The organism is Serratia sp. 2C06 (assembly GCF_050037615.1).
GTDB lineage: Bacteria > Pseudomonadota > Gammaproteobacteria > Enterobacterales > Enterobacteriaceae > Serratia > Serratia ureilytica.
This window is the reverse complement of record NZ_CP188299.1, coordinates 3808389-3830313: the sequence shown is the minus strand read 5'-3', so window position 1 is coordinate 3830313 and position 21925 is coordinate 3808389. Positions and strand designations below refer to the sequence as shown.

Below are 21925 nucleotides of genomic sequence, written 5' to 3'. Positions count from 1 at the left end.
CTGTTATTCGCTTGCGTTTAAAATCAGCAACCACGGCAATAAATCAGAGTTCTGTCAACTTTTGCTGACAGATCGCTTCTACCGCCCGGTGCGAGGGAGTATCATCATCGCTAACGATCCCCGCACCTGCAGAGATAAGGCCAACACTGATGCGTTTGGAAGTATTTTGCGAAGACCGCCTCGGTCTCACTCGAGAATTACTCGATCTTTTGGTATCGCGCAGCATTGACTTACGTGGCATCGAGATCGATCCCATCGGCCGCATTTACCTCAATTTCTCCCAGCTGGACTTCGATACTTTCCGCGCGCTGATGGCGGAGATCCGCCGCATCGCCGGCGTGACCGACGTGCGCACCGTCAGCTTTATGCCTTCCGAACGCGAGCATCGCGCGCTGCGTGCGCTGCTGGAGTCGATGCCGGAGCCGGTGTTCTCTATCGACATGAAGGGCAAGGTCGAGCTGGCCAATCCGGCGGCGCTGGCGTTGTTCAGCCTGAACGAAGACAAGATCCGCAACCAGACCGCCGGGGCGCTGATCGGCGGCTATAACTTCAGCCGCTGGCTGGAGAGTGAGCATACGGCGCCGCACTCAGAACGGGTGGTGATCCGCAGCCAGGACTTCCTGATGGACATTACGCCTATCTATCTGGAGGACGAACAGCAACAGCCGGCTGCGGTCGGCGCGGTGGTGATGTTGAAGTCCACCGCGCGCATGGGTCGCCAACTGCAAAATCTGTCGGTGAACGACGATACCGAATTCGATCACATCGTCGCGGTGAGCGCCAAGATGCGTCACGTGCTGGAGCAGGCGCGCAAACTGGCGATGCTCGATGCGCCGCTGCTGATCGTGGGCGATACCGGCACCGGCAAGGATATTCTGGCTCGCGCCTGCCACCTGCGCAGCCCGCGCGGCAAACAGCCGTTCCTGGCGCTGAACTGCGCCGCGCTGCCGGATGACGTGGTGGAGAGCGAGCTGTTCGGCCATGCGCCGGGCGCTTATCCCAACGCGCTGGAAGGCAAAAAGGGCTTCTTCGAGCAGGCCAACGGCGGTTCGGTGCTGCTGGATGAGATTGGCGAAATGTCGCCGCGCATGCAGACCAAACTGTTGCGTTTTCTCAATGACGGCACGTTCCGCCGGGTCGGCGAAGAGCATGAGGTGCACGTCGACGTGCGCGTGATCTGCGCCACCCAGAAGAACCTGACCGAGCTGGTGCAGCGCGGCGAATTCCGCGAAGACCTCTATTATCGCCTCAACGTGCTGACCATCACCATTCCGCCGCTGCGCGAACGTCCGCAGGACATCATGCCGCTGACCGAGCTGTTCGTGGCGCGCTTCGCCGATGAGCAGGGCGTGGCGCGGCCCAAGCTGGCGAACGATCTGGGTAGCTTCCTCAGCAAATACGGCTGGCCGGGCAACGTGCGCCAGCTGAAAAACGCCATCTACCGCGCACTGACGCAAACCGAAGGCTACGAACTGCGGCCGCAGGATATCGTGTTGCCGGAGTTCGAGGTGGAGATGTCGCTGGGCGACGAGGTGCTGGACGGTTCGCTGGACGACATCAGCAAGCGTTTCGAGCGCTCGGTGCTGACGCGCCTGTATCGCACCTATCCCAGCACCCGCAAGCTGGCGAAGCGGTTGGGCGTTTCCCATACCGCCATCGCCAACAAGCTGCGCGAATATGGCCTGAGCAGCCGCAAAGGCGGCGCTGAGGGCGAAGAATAAAAAAGGCGCCTTGCGGCGCCTTCCCGTGTATCCAAAGCCGGCGTTCGCCGGCTTTATTATTTCAGCGCTGCCAGCGCCGCGTCGTAATCCGGCTCGGTGGTGATTTCGTTCACCAGCTCGCTGTACAGCACGTTGTCCTGGCCATCCAGCACCACGACCGCACGCGCGGTCAGGCCCGCCAATGGACCTTCGGCGATTTCAACGCCGTACGCCTGTTTGAACTCGGCGCCGCGCAGGGTGGACAGCGTGACCACGTTGCTCAGGCCTTCCGCGCCGCAGAAACGAGACTGGGCGAACGGCAGATCGGCGGAGATGCACAGCACCACGGTGTTATCCAGGCCGCTGGCCAACTGGTTGAATTTACGCACCGACGTCGCGCAGACGCCGGTATCGATGCTTGGGAAGATGTTCAGGACTTTGCGTTTACCCGCGAAGCTGCTCAGCGCTACGTCTGACAGGTCTTTGGCAACCAGCGAGAAGGCCTTGGCCTGTTCGCCCTGCTGTGGCAGTTTGCCCGCTACGCTGACCGGATTGCCTTGAAAATGTACTGTCTGAGTCATTGCTAGATTCCTTTTACAGGTGTTTATACAAAGGGTATGAACCTGATGAAACGGCGCGCCGGCGGCGGCTGTTAACATCAGGTTCACACCCTGACGCCAGTTTATGACAAGCGGGGCGGATTGGATATCAAAGTTTGCTAAATAGTTGTATATATTAGGCTGTTCTATAAAACATCACCGGCGCATCAGCCTGCCTGGATGCGCAGTTTTCGCTCAGGAGCCGTTATGAGAGACATGCGTTTTTACCCGGAAGCCTGGCCGCTGCACACCGCCTTCGTGATCGCGCGCGGCAGCCGCACCGAAGCCAGGGTGGTGGTGGTCGAAATCGAACAGCAGGGCGTGCGCGGCGTCGGCGAATGCACGCCGTATCCGCGCTATGGCGAGAGCGAGGAATCGGTGATGACGCAGCTGGCTGAGATGGCGCCGGCGATCGCGCAAGGCATCACCCGCGAACAGCTACTGACGCGGATGCCGGCGGGCGCGGCCCGCAACGCGCTGGACTCGGCGCTGTGGGATTTGGAGTGTGGTCTGCACGGGCAGAGCCTGTGGCAGCGCAGCGGCGTGACGGCGCCGGCGCAGATCCGTATGGCGCAGACCGTCAGCATCGGAACGCCGGAAGCGATGGCCTTCGCCGCGCGTGAGCTGGAGCGGCAGGGCGCCACGCTGCTGAAGATCAAACTCGACGATCACTATATCAGCGAGCGGCTGGTGGCGATCCGCGCCGCGGTGCCGCAGGCGACGCTGATTGTCGATGCCAATGAATCCTGGCAGGCGGAAGGGCTGGCGGCACGCTGCCAGCTGTTGGCCGATCTCGGCGTAGCGATGCTGGAGCAGCCGCTGCCGGCCGGTGACGACGCCGCATTGGAACACTTTATTCATCCGCTGCCGATCTGCGCCGATGAGAGCTGCCACACCCGCGCCGATCTGCCGCGGCTGGCGCAACGCTATCAGATGGTCAACATCAAACTGGACAAAACCGGCGGCTTGACCGAGGCGCTGGCGCTGGCGCAGGCCGCGCGCGAACAGGGATTCGCCATCATGCTCGGCTGCATGTTGTGTACGTCGCGCGCGATATCCGCCGCCTTGCCGCTGGCGCCGGCGGCGCGTTTCGTCGATCTGGACGGCCCGACCTGGCTGGCGCGGGACGTCGAACCGGGTCTGGCGTTCGAATGCGGGGCGATCGTCGATCTCGCCCCGTAGGGATTAATTCGGGTAGGTCAGCAGTTCGGTCATGGCGTCGATGTAGCGCTCGCTGGCGGCATCGGCGGAGATCGGCGGGAATTCGGCGGTGATGCACGGCAGCGACAGATCCGCGCACCAACTGCCGAACGAACCGGGCGTTTCATAGCCGACGCTGGTCACCAGCGGCAGCTCGAACTTGTGCGACAGCCAAACGCCGAGCCGCGAGCTGGCGGGATCTTCGATGCAGGCCAGCGGCTCATGGAACGACACCACCCAATGCGGCTTCAGGCGATGGATCAGATGACACAGCGCCTGGGTTTCCGGTTCGGAGCCGGGACGCCCGCCGGTGGAGAGCCTGACGTCGCGCACCGGCGCCGCGCTGTTCCAGCGATAGACGGTGTCCCCGGAGCGCCAGTTGGCGGCCGGGAAGTTGCGGTTCAGATCGACGCCGTTGGCATTGGCGCGCAGCCCCAGCTGACAGCCGTCGGGGTTGACCGCCAGCACCACGTGGTGGCGCAACTGTTCGGGGGCGATGCTGCGCAGCGCGCAGGACAGGGTTACGATGGCGGCGCTCTCATCGCCGTGGGTGCCGGCGATGATCAGCCCGGTTTCCGGGCCGCTGACCGCCGCCGGGAAATAGAGCAGCGGCGCGCCCAGCAGCGAGCTGCCGTAGTTCTCTCCTGCGACGGCCAACTGGCCACGTTCACTGCGCGGTCGATGTTCGGTCATGGTGTTGTCCCTGAGTTAAAGGCCGAGAGTCATTGTCATTTTATTCAGTGTATTACGCTTTGAGACATCTTTCCCATCGCAATTGTGCGGCGTTTGCGCGATCTGTGATGCGATAGCGGTGAAAACGCCAATTAAACCGCACCTGGCCTGAGGCTGTTGTTATACTAACGGCAGAGCTAAGCCAATCACCCGCAAGAGGATTTAACATGCCAGTAGCCAGAATCATCGCCAGCTATAGCGAAAATGAAAATGACACCATCACGCTGCTGTGCGGCGTAGACGCTGAAAACCAGATCCGTCAGGGGGAATGGTTCGGCGTGGTGAAAAATGACGACGGGCGCGGGGACGAATCGAACTATCCGTTCACCCTGCATATCGATTACCAAAAAGATGTCTTCTACCTCGACTACGGCTATGACGACGCCGACGCGCGTCAGCTGCAAAAAACCGATATTTCAGCCCGTCCGCTGGCTGAGAAAGGCTTTTTCACCGTGTTCGATGAAGAAGAGGGCGAAGAGTTCAGCTACCGCATCAACAGCATCCACCTGTACGACTGACGGTCGCCGCTGCAAACACCGCCCGTGCCGCCCTGCGCCGCACGGGTTTTTTATTGCCTGAATCGCACTTTTTGCAACTTCTCGGCCGTGAGCGCTAGGCCGGACGGATCTTGTGCTATATGATAAAAAATTCAGATGGTTAACGGGGGCAAATCATAATGACAGGAAGAAAAATACAACGAGGTTTTCGTTTGGCGCTCTGCGCGGCGGCGATCGGCGCCTGTATGAGCAGCGCCATGGCGGCGCAGGTTCCCCCGGGCACCGCGCTGGCGGCCAAACAGGAAATCGTGCGCCACATTAAAGACGAACCGGCCTCGCTCGATCCGATTAAAGCGGTAGGCCTGCCGGAGGCCCAGCTGGCGCGCGATCTGTTCGAAGGTCTGGTCAATCAGGATGCCAACGGGAAAGTGATCCCCGGCGTCGCCACGCGCTGGCAGACCAGTGACAACCAGACTTATATTTTCCATCTGCGCAAAGACGCTCGATGGTCAAATGGTGACCCTGTCACGGCAAAGGACTTCGTCTACAGCTGGCAGCGGCTGGTCGAACCGAAAAACCTGTCGCCGTTCGCCTGGTTCGCGCAGCTGGCGGGGATCCAGAATGCCGAGCAGATCATCAGCGGCAAACTGCCGGCCGATCGTTTGGGCGTGTCGGCGCCGGACGACTACACGCTTAAAGTGCAGCTGGACAAGCCGGTGCCGTACTTCGTCAGCCTGACGGCCAACTTCAGCCTGTTCCCGGTGAATAAGACGGTGGTGGAAAAATACGGCAACGACTGGACCAAGGTCGGCAATCTGGTGGGTAACGGCGCGTTCAAACTGCAGGAACGGGTGGTGAACGAGAAGCTGGTGCTGACGCCTAACGACCATTACTGGGACCATGCTCGTACCGTGCTGACCAAAGTGACCTTCGTGCCGATCAACCAGGAATCCAACGCCACCAAGCGTTACCTGGCGGGTGACATCGACATCACCGAATCCTTCCCGAAAAATATGTATCAGAAGCTGCTGAAAGACATTCCGGGGCAGGTGTACACCCCGGATCAGCTCGGCACCTATTACTACGCGTTCAATACCCAACGCGCGCCGACCAACGACGTGCGGGTGCGTCAGGCCTTGTCCTACGCCATCGATCGCAAGATTATCGCGGAAAAAGTGCTGGGCACCGGTGAGAAACCGGCCTATCACTTCACGCCGGATGTCACCGCCGGGTTCAAACCGGAAGCGAGTTTGCTGCAACAGCAATCGCAGGCGGAGTTGGATGCGCAGGCCAAGGCGTTGCTGCAGGCGGCCGGTTACGGCCCGAACAACCCGCTGAAGCTGACGCTGCTGTATAACACCTCGGAAAGCCACCAGAAGATTGCCATCGCCGTGGCCTCGATGTGGAAGAAAAAGCTTGGCATTGACGTCAAGCTGCAGAATCAGGAGTGGAAAACCTATATCGATAGCCGAAATACCGGCAATTTCGACGTGATCCGCGCCTCCTGGGTGGGTGACTATAACGAAGCGTCGACCTTCCTGTCGCTGCTGACATCGACCCACAGCGGCAACATCGCCAAGTTCAAGAACGCGGACTACGACAAGCTGCTGGCGCAGGCGGGGCGGGAAACCAATCCGGCGGCGGTGACCGCCGATTATAACAAGATGGAGCAAATCATTGCCGATCAGGCGCCGATCGCGCCGATTTACCAGTACACCAACGGGCGCCTGATCAAACCGTGGGTAAAAGGCTACCCGATCACCAATCCGGAAGACGTGGCCTATAGCCAAACGATGTATATTATCAAACACTGATTGGGTTTGTTTTTTTCACCCCCGCGTAATGCGGGGGCGTTATTTTCTCGACGGCGAAACCACGAGGCTAATTAATTTTTCCACGCGATAAACCCCGTTTAATAATAAACAGGGTTGCCATCATCACATTAATATTGTCTATTTCAGAGAGCGGTTACGCTTACAGACAGTCCCGCATGGCGTCCACCACTACGCGGCCGCTCATATCGGTCTGAGTAATGCGGTAGCTGGTGGGATAAGAACGACGGGTACTGAAACGATCGTGGACGGAGACCTTGCCAATCTGCAGGCCGGCTGCGTTTTTCACCACAAACTCACTGATCTCTTCCTGGCCCTGGTTTTGCAAATGGATATTGCTGATTTTTTCCAGCGTATCGCTGGCGTTTATTTTTAAATGGTCGCGTAACATAACTACCTCCTCGTAGTGAGAAAAGTATATGCCCCTAAAATTTGCGCTGAAACAGCTTTGTGTTGATTTATTATTATCATTTTGAATTAAAATTGATAGCAATATGTTAAGTCATAATAATAACGGCATTACCAGCGCTTTATCGGCGATATTGTCTGATTTATCGGCAATGGTTTATTTCAATGCCGTTATTATTAGTCTGCATTAATGGAGAACAGCGCTTGCCTGGCCGCCGGCGCGGGAAAGACGCAGGCGACGTTGTGTCCGCAGCCGGGAACGAGGGTTAACCGATGCGGCTTCTCCGGCGCCAGATAGCGCCGGTCATAGTCGGCATAGGCCAGGGCGCGCTGCAACCGGTAGGGGCCCTGCAGCTGGGCGGCGCAGGATTTGTCGAGTATCCGATCGTAGGCCCCCGGCGCGGTGCCGGTATCACCGTCTGCGGCCAGGTAGGTGATATCCGCCGCCGCATAGCGCCGGCGTGCTGCGTCGGCGGTGCGCTGCAGGTGAGCGGGAAGCGCTTCCGGACCATATTTCCACTGGTTAGCCTGCGGGCACTGGCCGGCGTCCAGCGTTTGCCAGCGGAAGCGACAGGTTTTTTCACTGCCACAGCGCTCCGGGTGAAGGGGCTGGGGACGCAGGTTGTCAAAATAGAGCCAGCTGCCCGGATCGGCGACGACATAGCGCAGACGCACTCCGTCCGGCGGGTTGGCGAAGCCGACATAATGCTGCACGAATTGGGCGCCGGCGGAGAAACCGGCGACGGTGATCGACTGCAACGACGGCCAGCGCCGTTTCAGATCGGCCAGCAGGTTATCCATGGCGTTGAACGAGCCGGTTTTCCCGCCATTATCCAAACCGCCTTCGATCCAGGAGCCGCAGCGCCACAGGGCGTCCCCCTCTTGCGGCGCCGGCAGCCCGGCGGAACGGCAGCGGGCGGCAAGCGTCTCCGGTACCTGGAACAGCGGGGCGACCAGCAAGCTGTTGTCTCCCGCTCCCTGCGCGGCGTCGATCGCCGCTTGCAATGTCTTGGCGACATCGCGCGGGTGGCCGTGCATCACCACCAGCGCGGTGCGCGGCTGGGGGGAGTGAGCGTGCGCGACAAAATAAGGCAGTGAACCCGCCGCCGTCGGCGCGTGATAGGGTGTGGCGAGGCGTTCTAACACCGGCTCTGCACGAGCCGATTGGCCGAACAGCAGCAGGGCGGCCATTGCGATGCAGCGCAGGCGGCGCATTCTCGTCAGGTTCGGCGCAGCGCAGCGCGCAGTTGTCTCAGGACTTCCCGGCATCGTTGTTCCTCACGCGCTCGTTGATAGTAGCGATAAAAGGCGCGTTCCGAACTGAGGTTGCCCGCGCGTGCCAGCTGCCTGAAGGTCAGGTATGCCAGGCTGAACATAATGATAATAAATAATAAACCGGGGAACAGCAGCTGCCAGCCGTCGGTGATGCGCGCATTAGGCAGATAGCGGAGTGAATAGGGCGTAATCAATACCCCTAACTGCTGCAGCCCCCATTGAGTCAACGCAGGGAACAGCACCAGCAACGTAACGAACACCAAATACAGCAAGAAATAGCGACAGGAAAGCAAGAAACGCTTGAACGCGTTATTGGCGCTTGGCCGCAAAACGAAGCCTGCGGGCGTGGCGCGCAAGATTTGCTGACGGCCACCGGTGAAACGATAGCGTTCCAGCGCCGCTACGCTATCCGGCAATGCCAGCAGCAGCTGCAGCGCAACAAGGCCGGCGCTGCGGTTGCCGATATAGTCGCGAAACCGCAACAGACGTATGGGGGCGCTTTGGGGCTTCTCGACGGATTCGAGCAGGTTTAACAGCTTATCGTGGTTTTCCCGCCGAATGCGAAAAGGCGTTTTGACCACGGCGATAAACAGCGTAATGACGGTCGGTAGGACGATTTTCAAGATATCTGCGGTGCTGATTTGTAACATGCGAGTTTCCTCTCGGGCTGTCTTGCGTTCCTGGCAGCAGAAGTATAGACCACGCTTATGGGACAACATGAAAACTGGCGTTACAGCTTGGTCTTTGATCTCCAAGGCGTTAACGCTAGACTCAGCAACATAAGCAAGACTGAGGGGATAAATGAATGGATGTGATTGAGGGGAGCGAGCTGCAGGTCGCCGACGCGGTCTACGCCTACCAGCTGGATGGCAAGGGCGGCGTCACGCCGATCGAGCGGGATGACAAGATCACCTGCGACGCGCCTTGCTGGCTGCATCTTGATTACGCGCACCCGGCCAGCGCCGAATGGCTGAGCACCACGCCGCTGCTGCCGGACTCGGTGCGCGAAGCGCTCTCCGGCGAAAGCTCACGGCCGCGCGTCAGCCGCCAGGGCGAAGGCACCATGATCACGCTGCGCAGCATCAACTTTAACGCCAACTCACGGCCGGACCAGTTGGTCACCATTCGCGTGTACATCACCGATAAACTGATTATCTCCACGCGGCACCGCAAGGTGTATTCCATCGATCAGGTGGTGAACGATTTGCAAAGCGGCGCCGGGCCGACCAACAGCGGCAACTGGCTGGTGGAGATTTCCGATGCGTTGACCGATCACACCAGCGAATTCATTGAGGATCTGCACGACAAGATTATCGATCTGGAGGACGCCTTGCTGGAACAGCAGGTGCCGGAGCGTGGCCAGCTGGCGTTGATCCGTAAACAGCTTATCGTGCTGCGCCGTTACATGGCGCCGCAGCGTGACGTTTTCGCACGGCTGGCCAGCGACCGCCTGCCGTGGATGAGCGACGACGATCGCCGCCGCATGCAGGACATCGCGGATCGCCTGGGGCGCGGGTTGGACGATCTGGACGGCAGCATCGCGCGCACCGCCATCTTGTCCGACGAAATTACCACGGTGATGGCCGACGCGATGAACCGCCGCACTTACACCATGTCGCTGTTGGCGATGGTATTTCTGCCGACCACCTTCCTGACCGGGCTGTTTGGCGTCAACCTTGGCGGCATACCGGGCGGCGGCAACCCCTTCGGTTTCGCGGCATTTTGCCTGATGCTGGTCGGGTTGGTGCTTGGCGTCGCCTGGTGGCTGAAGCGCAGCCGCTGGCTGTAGGCGAAAATGACGAAAACCCGGTTAACATTGAGCAAAATCAACATTTAGCCGGGGGAAATGGGGCATGATCTCTCTCGCAGGTGAATGCAACGTCAAGCGATGGGCGTTGCGCTCCATAATTGTCTTACTTTCTTATTTTTGAATTACTGCATAGCACATTTGATTCGTACAATGCCGGTTTAATCACCGGCATTTTTTTATTCGATTTCTCTCTTCCTCAGGCCGCGCTTTCATCCCAGAAGCTGGCTTCAATCTTATGCCCATCCAAATCACGGACAAAGCAGCCGTAGTAAGCCTCACCGTAATGCGGCCGCGAACCGGGCGCGCCTTCATCGACGGCGCCGGCCAATAGCGCCTGGCGATGGAATTCATCCACCTGTTGCTTGCTGGTCGCGAAAAAACCGACGTGCGTGCCGTTGCCGGGTGAAGCGGGCTGGCCGTCGATCGGCACCTGCAGCCAGAACTCCGGGTAGTCGCGGCCATAACCGATCGCGCCGGGATGCTCCAGCACCCGTCGGCAACCCAAGGCGGCCAGCGTGCGATCGTAAAAGGCCGCGGCGGCGACGAAATCGTTCGAGCCCAGCGAGACGTGGGACAGGCAGGGGGTGATATTCATTGCGCGATCTCCATATGACTGTATAAATGCACAGTATAGGGTAAAAACGGCATCGCCCAGCAAATTATGCGCAAACTGTGAACAGGATCGAGATCGTCGAGAGAGGGAAAAGGTCGCCGCTCGCAGGGTGGCGAGCGGCGAGGGGACTTATTTGATTTCCAGCACGTCCAAACGCGCCGGCGCAGGCGCCGCGTCGTCCGAATCTTCCGGCTGCCAGCCGACCGGCTGCATCGGAATGTCTTCGCGATCGAAGGCCAAATCGCCGCCGTCCACCACCGCGCTGCCGTGGTGAATGCCTTTGAAATCGAATAGATTGATATCGCTCAGGTGCGAAGGCACCACGTTTTGCATGGCGCTGAACATGGTTTCCAGCCGGCCTGGGTAACGTTTGTCCCAGTCGCGCAGCATGTCGCCGATCACCTGGCGCTGCAAATTAGGCTGAGAGCCGCACAGATTGCATGGAATGATCGGGAACGCTTTGGCGATCGAGAAACGCTCGATGTCTTTCTCGCGGCAATAGGCCAGCGGGCGAATAACCACGTGCTTGCCGTCGTCGCTCATCAGTTTGGGCGGCATGCCTTTCATCTTGCCGCCGTAGAACATGTTGAGGAACAGCGTCTGCAGAATATCGTCGCGGTGGTGGCCCAGCGCGATCTTGGTGGCGCCCAGTTCGGTGGCGGTGCGATACAAAATGCCGCGGCGCAGGCGCGAGCACAGTGAACAGGTGGTTTTACCTTCCGGGATCTTGTCTTTAACGATGCTGTAGGTGTTTTCTTCGACGATCTTGTACTCCACCCCCAAGCCTTCCAGGTAAGCAGGCAGAATATGCTCAGGGAAGCCGGGCTGTTTCTGGTCGAGATTCACCGCCACCAGCGAGAAATTGATCGGCGCGCTCTGCTGCAGATTGCGCAGGATCTCCAGCATGGTGTAGCTGTCTTTGCCGCCGGACAGACAGACCATGATGCGGTCGCCTTCTTCAATCATATTGAAATCGGCGATCGCTTCGCCCACGTTGCGGCGCAGGCGTTTTTGCAATTTGTTCAGGTTGTACTGCTCTTTTTGGCTAACGGATTGCTTTTCTGACATTTAAATCGTGCTCATTCTCAATGGGGGGCACTAGGGGCATGGCGTTGTAGACCGCGAGTTTACCATTCAACCGGCCGATTTTGATCATTATTCATCATCCAGCTTCCACGCGCCCGACGCGAGGCCTGTATGGTACGGATTGCGCGCAGGAATGCCAGCAGGTTTTATTGCTACGCCTTACGTCAACGGTAAAAGATCAGGGCGCGAATCACTCGCGCCCTGAGGGGGTTACTCAGCGGCGGACTTTTCCGCCTTGCCGGCCAGCAGGCTGAGGAAATCGTATTTCTCCTTCAGCTCTTTCTCGGCGGCCTGATACAGCGCGCTGGCCACCTCCGGCTGCTGCGCGTTCAGGCGGCGGAAACGCTGTTCTTTCAGCAGCGTTTCCGACAGGTTGCTGTTCGGCGGCCGCGAATCCAGCGCCAATGCGGCCTTGCCCTCGGCGCTGCGACGCGGATCGAAGCGGTACAGCGGCCAGAAGCCGGTGGCGGTCAGCTGTTTCATCTGATCGTGGCTGAGCGCCAGATCGTAGCCGTGCTCTTCGCACGGGCTGTAGGCGATGATCAGCGACGGCCCCGGATAGGCCTCGGCCTCCTGAATCGCTTTCACCGTTTGGTTAAGCTGCGCCCCCAGCGAGATCTGCGCAACGTAAACATGGCCGTACATCATCATGCTGACGCCCAAATCTTTGCGCGCCTTGCGCTTGCCGTGTTCGCCGAACTTGGTCACCGCGCCGAGCGGTGTGGCTTTCGACTGCTGGCCGCCGGTGTTGGAGTAGCATTGGGTGTCGAGCACCAGCACGTTGACGTTCTCCGTCAGGCTGAGGACGTGATCCAAACCGCCGAAGCCGATGTCGTAGGCCCAGCCGTCCCCGCCGATCAGCCAGATGGATTTATCGACCAGGTAATCGGCGTCGGCCGCCAGCTGGCGTGCGTCTTCACCTTCAATACTCGCCAGCAGCGTGCGCAGTTCGGCGATTTGCTTACGGCGCGGCTCTGGCGCCACATCTTCCATCTGCAAGGCATTGACCAACTGCTCCGGCAGCTGCGGCGCCAGCGAATTCAGCAGGCGCAGCACCCGCGCGCGATGTTGATCGACCGTCAGACGGAAGCCCAGGCCGAATTCGGCGTTGTCTTCGAACAGCGAGTTGGCCCACGCCGGCCCGCGCCCTTCGGCGTTGGTGGTGTAAGGCGTGGTCGGCAGATTGCCGCCGTAGATCGAGGAACAGCCGGTGGCGTTGGCGATCAGCAAACGGTCGCCATAGAGCTGGGTTAGCAGCTTGATGTACGGCGTTTCGCCGCAGCCGGAGCAGGCACCGGAGTACTCGAACAGCGGCGTGATCAGCTGTGAGGTGCGAATGTCGATACGCTCCAGCTGCGCCGGATCGATTTCCGGCAGCTGCAGGAAGAAGTCGTAGTTGTCTTTTTCCGCCGTCAGGTTTTCGAGGCGCGAAGCCATGTTGATGGCCTTGATCTCCGGGTTCTGGCGATCTTTCGCCGGGCAGACCTCGACACACAGGTTACAGCCGGTGCAATCTTCCGGCGCCACTTGCAGTACGTATTTCTGGCCGCGCATATCGCGTGATTTGACATCCAGAGACTGCAGGGAAGCGGGGGCGTGTGCCATCTCCGCCGGCTGAACCACTTTGGCGCGAATGGCGGAGTGCGGGCAAGCGGCGACGCAGTGGTTGCACTGGGTGCACAGGTCGGGCTGCCAGACCGGGATTTCTTCGGCGATGTTGCGCTTTTCCCACTGGGTGGTGCCCACCGGCCAGGTGCCGTCCGGCGGGAAGGCGGAAACCGGCAGCGCATCGCCCAGCCCGGCCAGCATCGCGGCGGTAACGGTTTTGACGAAGTCCGGCGCGGCGTCCGAAACCACCGGCGGGCGCATTGGGCTGCTGTCGTCGATCGGCTGCAGTGGAATTTCGGTCAGTGCGCCACGGGTGGCGCCCAGCGCTTGCCAGTTGCGCTCAACGATCTCCTGGCCCTTGCTGCTGTAGCTGCGGGCGATGGCATCCTGCAGCTGTTGCAGCGCCACGTCGCTCGGCAGGATCTGCGTCAGGTGGAAGAACGCCATCTGCATTACGGTGTTGATGCGCGCGCCGAGCCGGCATTCGCGCGCCAGCTTGGCGGCGTTGATGATATAGAAACGCGCCTGGCGCTGGTGCAACAGCGCCTGAACCTCCTGCGGCAGGCGCGACCAGACCTCGTCGGCGCCGTAAGGGGTATTGAGCAGGAAGGTGCCGCCGGGTTTGAGGCGCTCAACCATCTGGTACTTATCGATAAACTGCAGCTGGTGGCAGCCGACGAAGTCTGCGTGGCTGACCAGGTAGGCCGAATTGATCGGCTGCTCGCTGACGCGCAGGTGCGACACCGTCAGGCCGCCGGCCTTTTTGGAGTCGTAGACGAAATAGCCCTGGGCATACAGCGGTGTGGCGTTGCCGATGATTTTGATGTTGTTCTTGGTGGCCGAGACCGAGCCGTCGCTGCCCAAACCGTAGAACAGCGCTTCCAGCGAGGCGCGCTGCGGCAGGATTTCGTCGCTCAGCGGCAGCGAAAGCCCGGTGACATCATCGAAGATGCCGACGGTAAAGCGCGGGCGCGGCTGCGGCTGGGCCAGCTCGCGGAACACCGCCAGCGCGCAGTCCGGGCCGAACTCTTTCGACGACAGGCCGTAACGGCCGCCGATCACCCGCGGCAGCGTGGCGCGTTCACCCCGGCTGTAGGCTTCCGCCAGCGCGGTCATCACGTCCAGATACAGCGGTTCGGCCAGCGCGCCCGGTTCTTTGGTGCGATCGAGCACCGCGACGCTGCGCACGCTGTCCGGCAGGGCGTCGAGCAGGTATTTGGCGGAGAACGGTCGGAACAGCCGCACCTTCAGCACGCCGACTTTCTCGCCGCGGGTCAGCAGGGTGTCAATCACCTCTTCGCAGGTGCCGGCGGCGGAACCCATCACCACCACCACGCGCTCGGCCTGCGGGTGGCCGTAATAGTCGAATGGCCGATAGTGGCGGCCGGTAAGGGCGGCGAAGGCCTCCATGGCGTCGATCACGTGCTGGCCGGTAGCGTCATACCACGGGTTGGTGGCTTCGCGCGACTGGAAATAGGTGTCCGGGTTGGCGGAAGTGCCGCGCACCACCGGATGATCCGGCGACAGCGCTCGGCTGCGGTGAGCGTCGATCGCCGCCTGCGGCAACATTTGCCGCAGCGTATCGTCGCTGAGCGGCACGATCTTGTTGATTTCATGCGAGGTGCGGAAGCCGTCGAAGAAATGGATAAATGGCACGCGCGCGTTGAGGGTGGCGGTCTGCGAGATCAGCGCGAAGTCCTGCGCCTCCTGCACGTTGCCGGCACACAGCATGGCGCAGCCGGTCTGGCGCACCGCCATCACGTCCGAGTGATCGCCGAAGATAGACAGCGCGTGCGTGGCCACGGTGCGCGCGGCGACATGCAGCACGAACGGCGTCAGCTCGCCGGCCAGCTTGTACAGCGTCGGGATCATCAGCAGCAGACCCTGCGATGAAGTGAACGAGGTCGAGAGCGCACCGGTTTGCAAGGCGCCGTGCACGGTGGCGATCGCGCCGCCTTCCGACTGCATTTCCACCACCCGCGGGATATCGCCCCAGATGTTTTGCCGACCATCGCCGGACCAGGCATCCGCCTGTTCCGCCATGGTGGAACTCGGCGTGATAGGGTAGATGGCAATCACTTCGTTGGTGCGATAGGCCACGGAAGCGACTGCGTTATTACCATCTGTAGTTATCATCGACGTTACCTTTTCATTGCTCACAAAGCCGCGAAAGCGCACTTTCGCAGTAATGGAAAAAAGTCTAACAGAGGGTTTGAACGCGGCTTTATCGCGTTTGTGTGGCGGGTGATAAATCGTCAAGGGCGTATTTCCTCGTCGATTGGGGGCGACGGCAATAAATTGTTTTCGCCGTTTAAAGACAATTTATTGCCGGCGCGTCATAATTGCGCATCGGTAAACTGACAGAAGAAAATCATGAGCGCATTTGTGTATTTGACGATGGCGATTGTCGCGGAAGTGATCGCCACCACCATGTTAAAAGCCTCCGAGGGCTTTACCCGCCTGTGGCCGTCGCTGCTGGTGGTGCTGGGCTACGGCGTGGCGTTTTGGGGGCTGTCGATGGTGGTCAAGAGCATGCCCTTGGGTATCGTGTATGCGATTTGGTCGGGCATGGGCATCGTGCTGGTGTCGATCGCGGCGGTATTTGTTTATCAGCAAAAATTGGATTGGCCGGCGATCGTCGGCATGGGATTAATTATTGCCGGCGTGCTGGTGATTAATTTACTGTCCAAAGCCTCGGTGCACTGAGTGTTATTTTAATGTGAAAAAAGGCCGGCGTGACCGTAAGTCGCGCCGGTTGAAGAATTCAGCCATCATTCACTGAAAATAGTGGAATGCTAATTACTTAGCGCCGCCAGCATAGTCGCAAATATCATCCTCTCCGGTAGCAAAAAATGCGCCGTCACGCCGAAAGCACGCGGGGTTAATTAATACCGATATCATGCGAAGAAACCCCGTCGCCGACAACGGTGACGTTATCACTTTCTCTCTGCGGCCGGGGCGGGCGGTGGGGGCCGCTGTCACGTTTAACCTCCCGCAATGGGGGCGGAAATATTCTGCAAACAAAATAAATGTCCGGCCGGTGCAAAAAAACCACAAATAATGGCCGGAATATATTTTCATTATTTATATATCGAGCTAGATTAAACAAGTTTGCATCAAAGATAGCGAAACGTGTCCGCCAAGTGACGCGCGTTATCGGCAATGGCGATTTTACACAGCGCAGTTCCGGGTTCAGGAGTGGGATAATGACGACATCAAAATGGCTGCTTGCCAGCGCCGTGCTGCTTTTAGCCGCCTGCAGCAGCAACAACGAAGAGCCAGTACAGCAGGGCAACAGTGCCAGAATCAATACGTTGCAGACCAGCGCCGGTTGCGCGGCGGTCGGCGGCGTCACCACCATCGCGCACAACTTGAACGGTGAAGCGTTGCGCATGTGCCAGATGCCGAACGGCAAACAGTGTGAGGAACGCACGCTGGGCCTGGGCAGCTGCGCCGGGTAAGCCCACGGCGCCAGGCCTGGCGTCCAGAATCAATATACCCAGTCGCGCAGGGCATAAACCAGCGTGTGGCCGCTGCCGTTGAGCGTCAGCTGCTGCGCGCTCAGCGTCACTTCGGCGCCGTTTTCCAGCACGGTGCCGATCACCCGATCCCAGCGATTGCGCTGCTCATCAGGGCACAGCCTGCGCGTCGAGGCCAACGGTTTTACCGTCAGTACGCCGTCGCGTAATTGCCCCTGGCCGAAAAAGCGGTTGCACATCGCGCCGGACACATGCAGGTTCTCGCCGAACTCCAGATTGAGCAGGACGCCGCCCGTTGGGGATTTTGCCGCTTCGCCATCGACGCTCTGCAACACGAAATTATGATGCATCAGATCGCCGGGCGTAACGGTCGCGGGTGGTTTCATGCTGCATCCCCCCAAGACCAGCGCCGCAAGGGCGGCCATCGTTGTTCTCATCGTCGCGCTCTCAAATAAACAGGGCGCCGCAGGGGGCGCCCCGAAATGCCGTTCACGCGTTCAACTGGTTCGGGCAGGCTTCGCCGCGATCCAATTGGCTGATGTTCTGCAGCGTGGTTTGCGAAATGCTGGTCAGCGCCTCTTCGGTCAGGAAAGCCTGATGGCCGGTGAACAGCACGTTGTGGCAGGCCGACAGGCGGCGGAACACGTCATCCTGAATCACGTCGTTAGACTTGTCTTCAAAGAACAGATCGCGTTCGTTCTCGTAGACGTCCATCCCGAGCGCGCCGATTTTTTGCTGCTTCAACGCGTCGATGGCGGCGGTAGAGTCGATCAGCGCGCCGCGGCTGGTGTTGATCACCATTACGCCGTTTTTCATCATCGCGAAGGCGTCGGCATTCAGCAGATGGTGGTTTTCCGGCGTCAGCGGGCAGTGCAGGGTGATTACGTCGGATTGCGCGTACAGCGTTTTCAGGTCGACATACTCTGCGCCCAGTTCCAGCGCCTGTTCGCTGGGGAACGGATCGTAAGCCAGCAGCTTCATGCCGAAGCCTTTGAGAATGCGCATCGTCGCCACGCCGATTTTACCGGTGCCGATCACGCCGGCGGTGCGATTGTGCATGTTAAAGCCGATCAGCCCTTCGAGAGAGAAATTGGCGTCGCGGGTGCGTTGATATGCGCGGTGAATACGGCGGTTCAGGCACATCATCATGCCTACCGCGTGTTCCGCCACGGCTTCCGGCGAGTAGGCCGGCACGCGCACTACCTTGATGCCCAGCGCTTTGGCGGCGTCCAGATCGACGTTATTAAAACCGGCGCAGCGCAGGGCGAGAATTTCGACGCCCAGCGCCGCCAGTTCTTCGAGCACTTCACGGCTACCGTCGTCGTTGACGAAGATACACACCGCCTTGCAACCGGCGGCCGTTTTGGCGGTTTTTTTACTGAGTAAAAAGTCGAAGAATTCCAGCTCATAGCCAAACTGCTGATTCACCAGTTCGAGATATTTACGGTCATACTGTTTGGTGCTGTATATCGCCAATTTCATCGTGGTTTCTCCACCGTGATTTTGTGATCAATTTAACAGATTTTAGTAAATTCGACAATTGGTTAGCCACGCTGCAGGGCTGCTGTGGGCTGGCGGCGGTGAAGGGAAGGCGACGGTGAGGCGGGCGACAAAAAAATCCCCACGGGGGTGTGGGGAATGGCTTCTCTAGTACACAGTTAGCTAGCAGCTAAACTTTTATTAGAATGCTTGCAAGACTATTAATCATCAACGGTAACAACAATAACAAAAGTCTGAAAACTGTCCTATTTATGTGATGTATATGTAACGAAAATCTACAACTCCGCGCGCGCTTGCGCCAAAAGGGTGCAAATCGCCTCTGCGACCGCGCTCAGCTTCACCCTATGTCAAATTCGTGCCATCATTATTGTCAATTCAGGCATAGACTTAACCAATGCCTAACACAGGAACGAAGCAATCATTTAATGACCAGGCGATTGAAAGTATTCATAGGGACGGTGGCGGGCTGCGCAATCCTGGTGCTGGCGTTGTGGCAAACCTTGCCGCGCTGGCTGCCGGGGGTGTTATCGCATTGGTTGCCGGCGGGAAGCCGACTGGAGTTGCAGGGCAAATTGCATTGGCGCCAGGGCGGCCTGACGTTGGCGGGGGCGCGTTTCACCGCGCAAGATTGTCTGCTGGCCAGCGTCGGGCCGACGCGGCTGGCTTATCGGCAAGGCCGCTGGCAGCTGTCGAGCGATAAGGTCAGCGTCGATAGCGCCTGTTTGTCAAAACTGCCGGGCGGCGACGCCAACAGCGCGCCGCTTGCGCTCGATCAACTGCAGCGGCAGCTGCCGCCGCTGGATCTCACCATTCATGACCTCACGCTCATTCCCTGGCAGCGTTATGCCGGGAAGCTGCAGCTTTCCTCCGGCTCTGACGGGCAACGTCTGCATTATCGGGGGCCGAATCTCAGCGCCGAGGCGCAGTTGGATGAAAAACAACAGCTGACGTTGCACAGCCTGACCGTCATTCCGCCCAACAGCGCGCAACCGCTGCGCCTCGCCGGCAAGATAACCATTCCGCTGGATCTGGCCAGCCTGCCGACGCAGGGCGCGCTGCAGGGTGAAATGCAGACGGCCTATCTGGAAAAACCGGTTTTGCTGGATATGCGCTGGCAACAGCAGCAGGGCGTGTTGACGGTGAGCGAGAAAGGCGACGATCGGCCGCTGGCGGTGCTGCCGTGGGAAGTGACCCCGCAGCGGGTCAGCATCAAGCAGGGCGAGTGGCGTTGGCCCTACAGCGGACAGCCGTTGAACGGCGGCCTCAGCATCGCGCTGCACGACTGGAGCAAGGGACTGGATGAAACGGAGATCAGCGCGCGGCTGAACGTGATCACGGCCGGCCACAACGGCAAGGGCAATGCGGTGCTGACGCTTGGGCCGGGCAAGGTGGGGCTGACCGACAGCGATCTGCGGTTCCAACTGACCGGCCAGGCCAATCTGGCCGACTTCTCCGCTACCGCGTCGATCCCGGGCGTGCTCGGCGGCAGCATTCTCAACCCGACGCTGGTTCTGCAGCCGGGTTCGTTGCTGCGCCTGTGGGGCAAGGTGACGCCGGAAATGACGCTGGAAGAGGCGCGTTTGCCGCTGGCGGGCGTGAAGGTGACCGCTGCCGGTATTACCGGCCGCCTGCAGGCGATTTTGAGCGCCAGCGACAGTTACTGGGGCCGCTTCAAGCTGCATCTGGACGGCCAGGCGCAGGATTTCTGGCCGGACAAGGGCCACTGGCAATGGCGCTACTGGGGCAATGGCCGCTTGCCGCCGCTGCAGGCCGCCTGGGACGTGGCCGGCAGCGGCAGCTGGCGCGACAGCGAGTTGGTGCTCGATAAACTCTCCACCGGCTTCGATAAGTTGAAGTACGGCCTGGTGACGGTCGCCGCGCCGCGCTTGAGCCTCAACCAGCCGCTGCGCTGGCGGCGTGATGAACAAAGCCCGCAGTTCAACGGTGAGCTGCAGCTGGCGGCGGATAAGGTCAGCTTCAGCGATGGCGGCTATCTGCCGGCGCCGGTGCTGGCGCTGCAGGTGAACGGCCGTTCGCCGGACAGTTTCCAGATGCAGGGCAAGCTGCAGGCGCAACAGATTGGTCCGATCGCGCTGCGCGGCCGTTGGGACGGCGAACGTCTGCGCGGCGAAGGCTGGTGGCCGAAACAGTCGCTGAAGGTCTTCCAACCGCTGCTGGCGCCGGATCTGAATCTCACGCTGCGCGACGGTGAGTTCTACGCGCAATCGGCGTTTTCCGCCGCCCGTGAACAAGGATTCGAGGCCGGCGGTCATTGGGTGGTGAAAAATGGCGGCATGTGGCTGAAGGACGGGGAGATGAGCGGCCTGGATTTCATCCTGTCGTACCGGTTCAAGCAGCATCACTGGCAATTGGGAGCTAAACAGCCGGTATCGCTGCGCATCAAGTCTTTCACCAACCTGTTCGAGATGCAGAACATTTCCGCCGATTTGCAGGGCACCTATCCTTATAGCGAAGGGCAGCCGCTGACGTTGAGCAACGTCGGCGTGGACATGCTCAACGGGCATATCAGCCTGTCGGCGCTGCGGTTGCCGCAGCATGACGCCGCGGTGTTGAAGCTGGACAAGGTCGATCTCAGCGCGCTGTTCACCGCCCTGAAGCCGAAGCAGTTCGCCATGTCCGGCCGGGTCGACGGCGAGTTGCCGCTGTTCCTGAACCACCCGAAATGGCTGGTGCAAAACGGCTGGATCGCCAACGCCGGTACCCTGACGCTGCGGCTGGACAAAGACATGGCCGACGCCATCGGCAGCAACAACCTGGCGACCGGCGCGGCGATCGACTGGCTGCGCTACATGGAAATCAACCGTTCGCACGCCCGGGTCGATCTCGACAACCTGGGTGAGCTGATGCTGAGCGCGCGCATCGACGGCATCAACCCGCAGAAGAGCGCCAAGCGCGAGGTGATCCTGAACTATCGCCATCAGGAAAACGTGTTTCAGCTGTGGCGCAGTTTGCGCTTCGGCGACAATTTACAGGAGTGGCTGGAGCAGGCCCTCTCACAACCTGGGGAACAACAATGAAAATCATGAGTGTGCCGACGCTGGCAGCGGTGCTGTGCGTTTCGCTGCTGAGCGGCTGCGTGCCGCGCATCGAGGTGGCGACGCCGAAGGATCCGATCACCATCAATATGAACGTCAAGATCGAGCATGAAATTCATATCAAGGTGGATAAAGACGTCGAAAACCTGCTGAAAACCCAAAGCGGTCTGTTCTAGGAGCCGACATGAAAAAACGTTATTTGTGGCTGGTCGGTGCTGCCTGGTTGTTCAGTGGTATGGCGATGGCCCTAACGCTGGATGAGGCGAAGCAGCAAGGGCGGGTGGGTGAAACCCTGGGCGGCTATATCGCGCCGGTGAAGCAGGACGCGGAAACGCTGGCGCTGGTGAAGCGCATCAACGCCGGCCGTGCCGAGAAATATCAGGAAGTGGCGGACGGCAACCATATCGCCGTCGACGAAGTGGCGCGCATGGCCGGGCAGAAGCTGGTGACGCGGGCGCAGAGCGGCGAATATGTGCGCGGTATCAACGGCCAGTGGCTGAAGAAATAAAAAAAGCGCGCCGTCTGGCGCG

At 59.8% G+C, this 21925-nt stretch carries 20 protein-coding genes; 10 read left to right on the top strand and 10 right to left on the bottom strand.

What is annotated here, in order from left to right; all coding sequences use genetic code 11:
• Nucleotides 1–149: 149 nt before the first annotated feature.
• Entirely contained in the window at nucleotides 150–1721 is a 1572-nt protein-coding gene (gene tyrR / locus ACP3TA_RS18860; protein WP_033643230.1) for a transcriptional regulator TyrR, read from the top strand.
• 56 nt (nucleotides 1722–1777) lie between these two features.
• On the opposite strand, the gene tpx is transcribed toward tyrR, so the two are convergent.
• Nucleotides 1778–2281 carry a thiol peroxidase gene (tpx, locus tag ACP3TA_RS18855; protein ID WP_004930536.1) on the bottom strand — a complete coding sequence of 168 codons (504 nt, stop codon included), beginning with the start codon at nucleotides 2279–2281 and terminating at the stop codon, nucleotides 1778–1780.
• 225 nt (nucleotides 2282–2506) lie between these two features.
• On the opposite strand from tpx, the gene ycjG reads away from it, so the two are divergent.
• Nucleotides 2507–3481 carry an L-Ala-D/L-Glu epimerase gene (gene ycjG / locus ACP3TA_RS18850; RefSeq protein WP_047575037.1) on the top strand — a complete coding sequence of 325 codons (975 nt, stop codon included), beginning with the start codon at nucleotides 2507–2509 and terminating at the stop codon, nucleotides 3479–3481.
• A 3-nt stretch (nucleotides 3482–3484) separates the two neighbouring features.
• On the opposite strand, the gene mpaA is transcribed toward ycjG, so the two are convergent.
• Entirely contained in the window at nucleotides 3485–4192 is a 708-nt protein-coding gene (mpaA, locus tag ACP3TA_RS18845; protein WP_033643228.1) for a murein tripeptide amidase MpaA, read from the bottom strand.
• Between the two features lie 206 nt (nucleotides 4193–4398).
• On the opposite strand from mpaA, the gene ACP3TA_RS18840 reads away from it, so the two are divergent.
• Nucleotides 4399–4749 (top strand): hypothetical protein, encoded by a 351-nt coding sequence (locus tag ACP3TA_RS18840; protein ID WP_025302994.1) that lies wholly within the window; start codon nucleotides 4399–4401, stop codon nucleotides 4747–4749.
• Nucleotides 4750–4907: 158 nt separating this feature from the next.
• A complete protein-coding gene (locus ACP3TA_RS18835; protein WP_206196486.1) occupies nucleotides 4908–6542 on the top strand; it encodes a peptide ABC transporter substrate-binding protein in 1635 nt (544 codons plus the stop codon).
• Between the two features lie 160 nt (nucleotides 6543–6702).
• Here the strand turns inward: ACP3TA_RS18835 and ACP3TA_RS18830 are convergent, their stop codons facing one another.
• The 3 genes from ACP3TA_RS18830 to ACP3TA_RS18820 form a co-directional block, all read right to left on the bottom strand.
• Complete coding sequence (locus tag ACP3TA_RS18830) at nucleotides 6703–6951, bottom strand: hypothetical protein (RefSeq protein WP_004930507.1); 249 nt, start codon at nucleotides 6949–6951, stop codon at nucleotides 6703–6705.
• A 194-nt stretch (nucleotides 6952–7145) separates the two neighbouring features.
• Nucleotides 7146–8237, bottom strand: a complete 1092-nt coding sequence (locus tag ACP3TA_RS18825; protein ID WP_206196487.1) for a hypothetical protein — start codon at nucleotides 8235–8237, stop codon at nucleotides 7146–7148.
• Nucleotides 8189–8893 (bottom strand): hypothetical protein, encoded by a 705-nt coding sequence (locus ACP3TA_RS18820; protein ID WP_033643225.1) that lies wholly within the window; start codon nucleotides 8891–8893, stop codon nucleotides 8189–8191. The genes ACP3TA_RS18825 and ACP3TA_RS18820 overlap by 49 nt, the downstream gene beginning before the upstream one ends.
• Before the next feature lie 155 nt (nucleotides 8894–9048).
• Between ACP3TA_RS18820 and zntB the strand changes: the two genes are divergently transcribed.
• On the top strand, nucleotides 9049–10032 hold the full coding sequence (zntB, locus tag ACP3TA_RS18815) for a zinc transporter ZntB (RefSeq protein WP_033643224.1): 984 nt from the start codon (nucleotides 9049–9051) through the stop codon (nucleotides 10030–10032).
• Between the two features lie 217 nt (nucleotides 10033–10249).
• Here zntB and ACP3TA_RS18810 read toward each other — a convergent pair whose 3' ends face one another.
• The 3 genes from ACP3TA_RS18810 to nifJ form a co-directional block, all read right to left on the bottom strand.
• Nucleotides 10250–10648, bottom strand: coding sequence for a VOC family protein (locus ACP3TA_RS18810; RefSeq protein ID WP_033643223.1), 399 nt, complete (start codon nucleotides 10646–10648; stop codon nucleotides 10250–10252).
• A gap of 147 nt (nucleotides 10649–10795) precedes the next feature.
• Nucleotides 10796–11734: a tRNA 2-thiocytidine(32) synthetase TtcA gene (ttcA, locus tag ACP3TA_RS18805; RefSeq protein WP_033643222.1), complete on the bottom strand. Its 939-nt coding sequence runs from the start codon at nucleotides 11732–11734 to the stop codon at nucleotides 10796–10798.
• A 228-nt stretch (nucleotides 11735–11962) separates the two neighbouring features.
• A complete protein-coding gene (gene nifJ, locus ACP3TA_RS18800; RefSeq protein ID WP_206196488.1) occupies nucleotides 11963–15496 on the bottom strand; it encodes a pyruvate:ferredoxin (flavodoxin) oxidoreductase in 3534 nt (1177 codons plus the stop codon).
• 237 nt (nucleotides 15497–15733) lie between these two features.
• Here nifJ and ssmE point away from each other — a divergent pair, with 237 nt between their 5' ends.
• Nucleotides 15734–16066, top strand: a complete 333-nt coding sequence (gene ssmE / locus ACP3TA_RS18795; RefSeq protein ID WP_046687127.1) for a multidrug efflux SMR transporter SsmE — start codon at nucleotides 15734–15736, stop codon at nucleotides 16064–16066.
• 500 nt (nucleotides 16067–16566) lie between these two features.
• Nucleotides 16567–16821 carry a DUF333 domain-containing protein gene (locus ACP3TA_RS18790; protein ID WP_015377999.1) on the top strand — a complete coding sequence of 85 codons (255 nt, stop codon included), beginning with the start codon at nucleotides 16567–16569 and terminating at the stop codon, nucleotides 16819–16821.
• A 29-nt stretch (nucleotides 16822–16850) separates the two neighbouring features.
• Here ACP3TA_RS18790 and hslJ read toward each other — a convergent pair whose 3' ends face one another.
• Nucleotides 16851–17276 carry a heat shock protein HslJ gene (gene hslJ, locus ACP3TA_RS18785; RefSeq protein WP_033643221.1) on the bottom strand — a complete coding sequence of 142 codons (426 nt, stop codon included), beginning with the start codon at nucleotides 17274–17276 and terminating at the stop codon, nucleotides 16851–16853.
• A 52-nt stretch (nucleotides 17277–17328) separates the two neighbouring features.
• Nucleotides 17329–18321 (bottom strand): 2-hydroxyacid dehydrogenase, encoded by a 993-nt coding sequence (locus ACP3TA_RS18780; RefSeq protein WP_033650287.1) that lies wholly within the window; start codon nucleotides 18319–18321, stop codon nucleotides 17329–17331.
• Between the two features lie 443 nt (nucleotides 18322–18764).
• Between ACP3TA_RS18780 and ACP3TA_RS18775 the strand changes: the two genes are divergently transcribed.
• From ACP3TA_RS18775 to ACP3TA_RS18765, 3 genes are read left to right on the top strand one after another with little or no spacing between them, the layout of a single operon-like run.
• Entirely contained in the window at nucleotides 18765–21377 is a 2613-nt protein-coding gene (locus ACP3TA_RS18775; RefSeq protein WP_206196489.1) for a YdbH family protein, read from the top strand.
• Nucleotides 21374–21571, top strand: coding sequence for a YnbE family lipoprotein (locus tag ACP3TA_RS18770; protein WP_100395721.1), 198 nt, complete (start codon nucleotides 21374–21376; stop codon nucleotides 21569–21571). The genes ACP3TA_RS18775 and ACP3TA_RS18770 overlap by 4 nt, the downstream gene beginning before the upstream one ends.
• 8 nt (nucleotides 21572–21579) lie before the next feature.
• A complete protein-coding gene (locus tag ACP3TA_RS18765; protein WP_426784400.1) occupies nucleotides 21580–21903 on the top strand; it encodes a YdbL family protein in 324 nt (107 codons plus the stop codon).
• The last annotated feature ends 22 nt before the right edge of the window (nucleotides 21904–21925 follow it).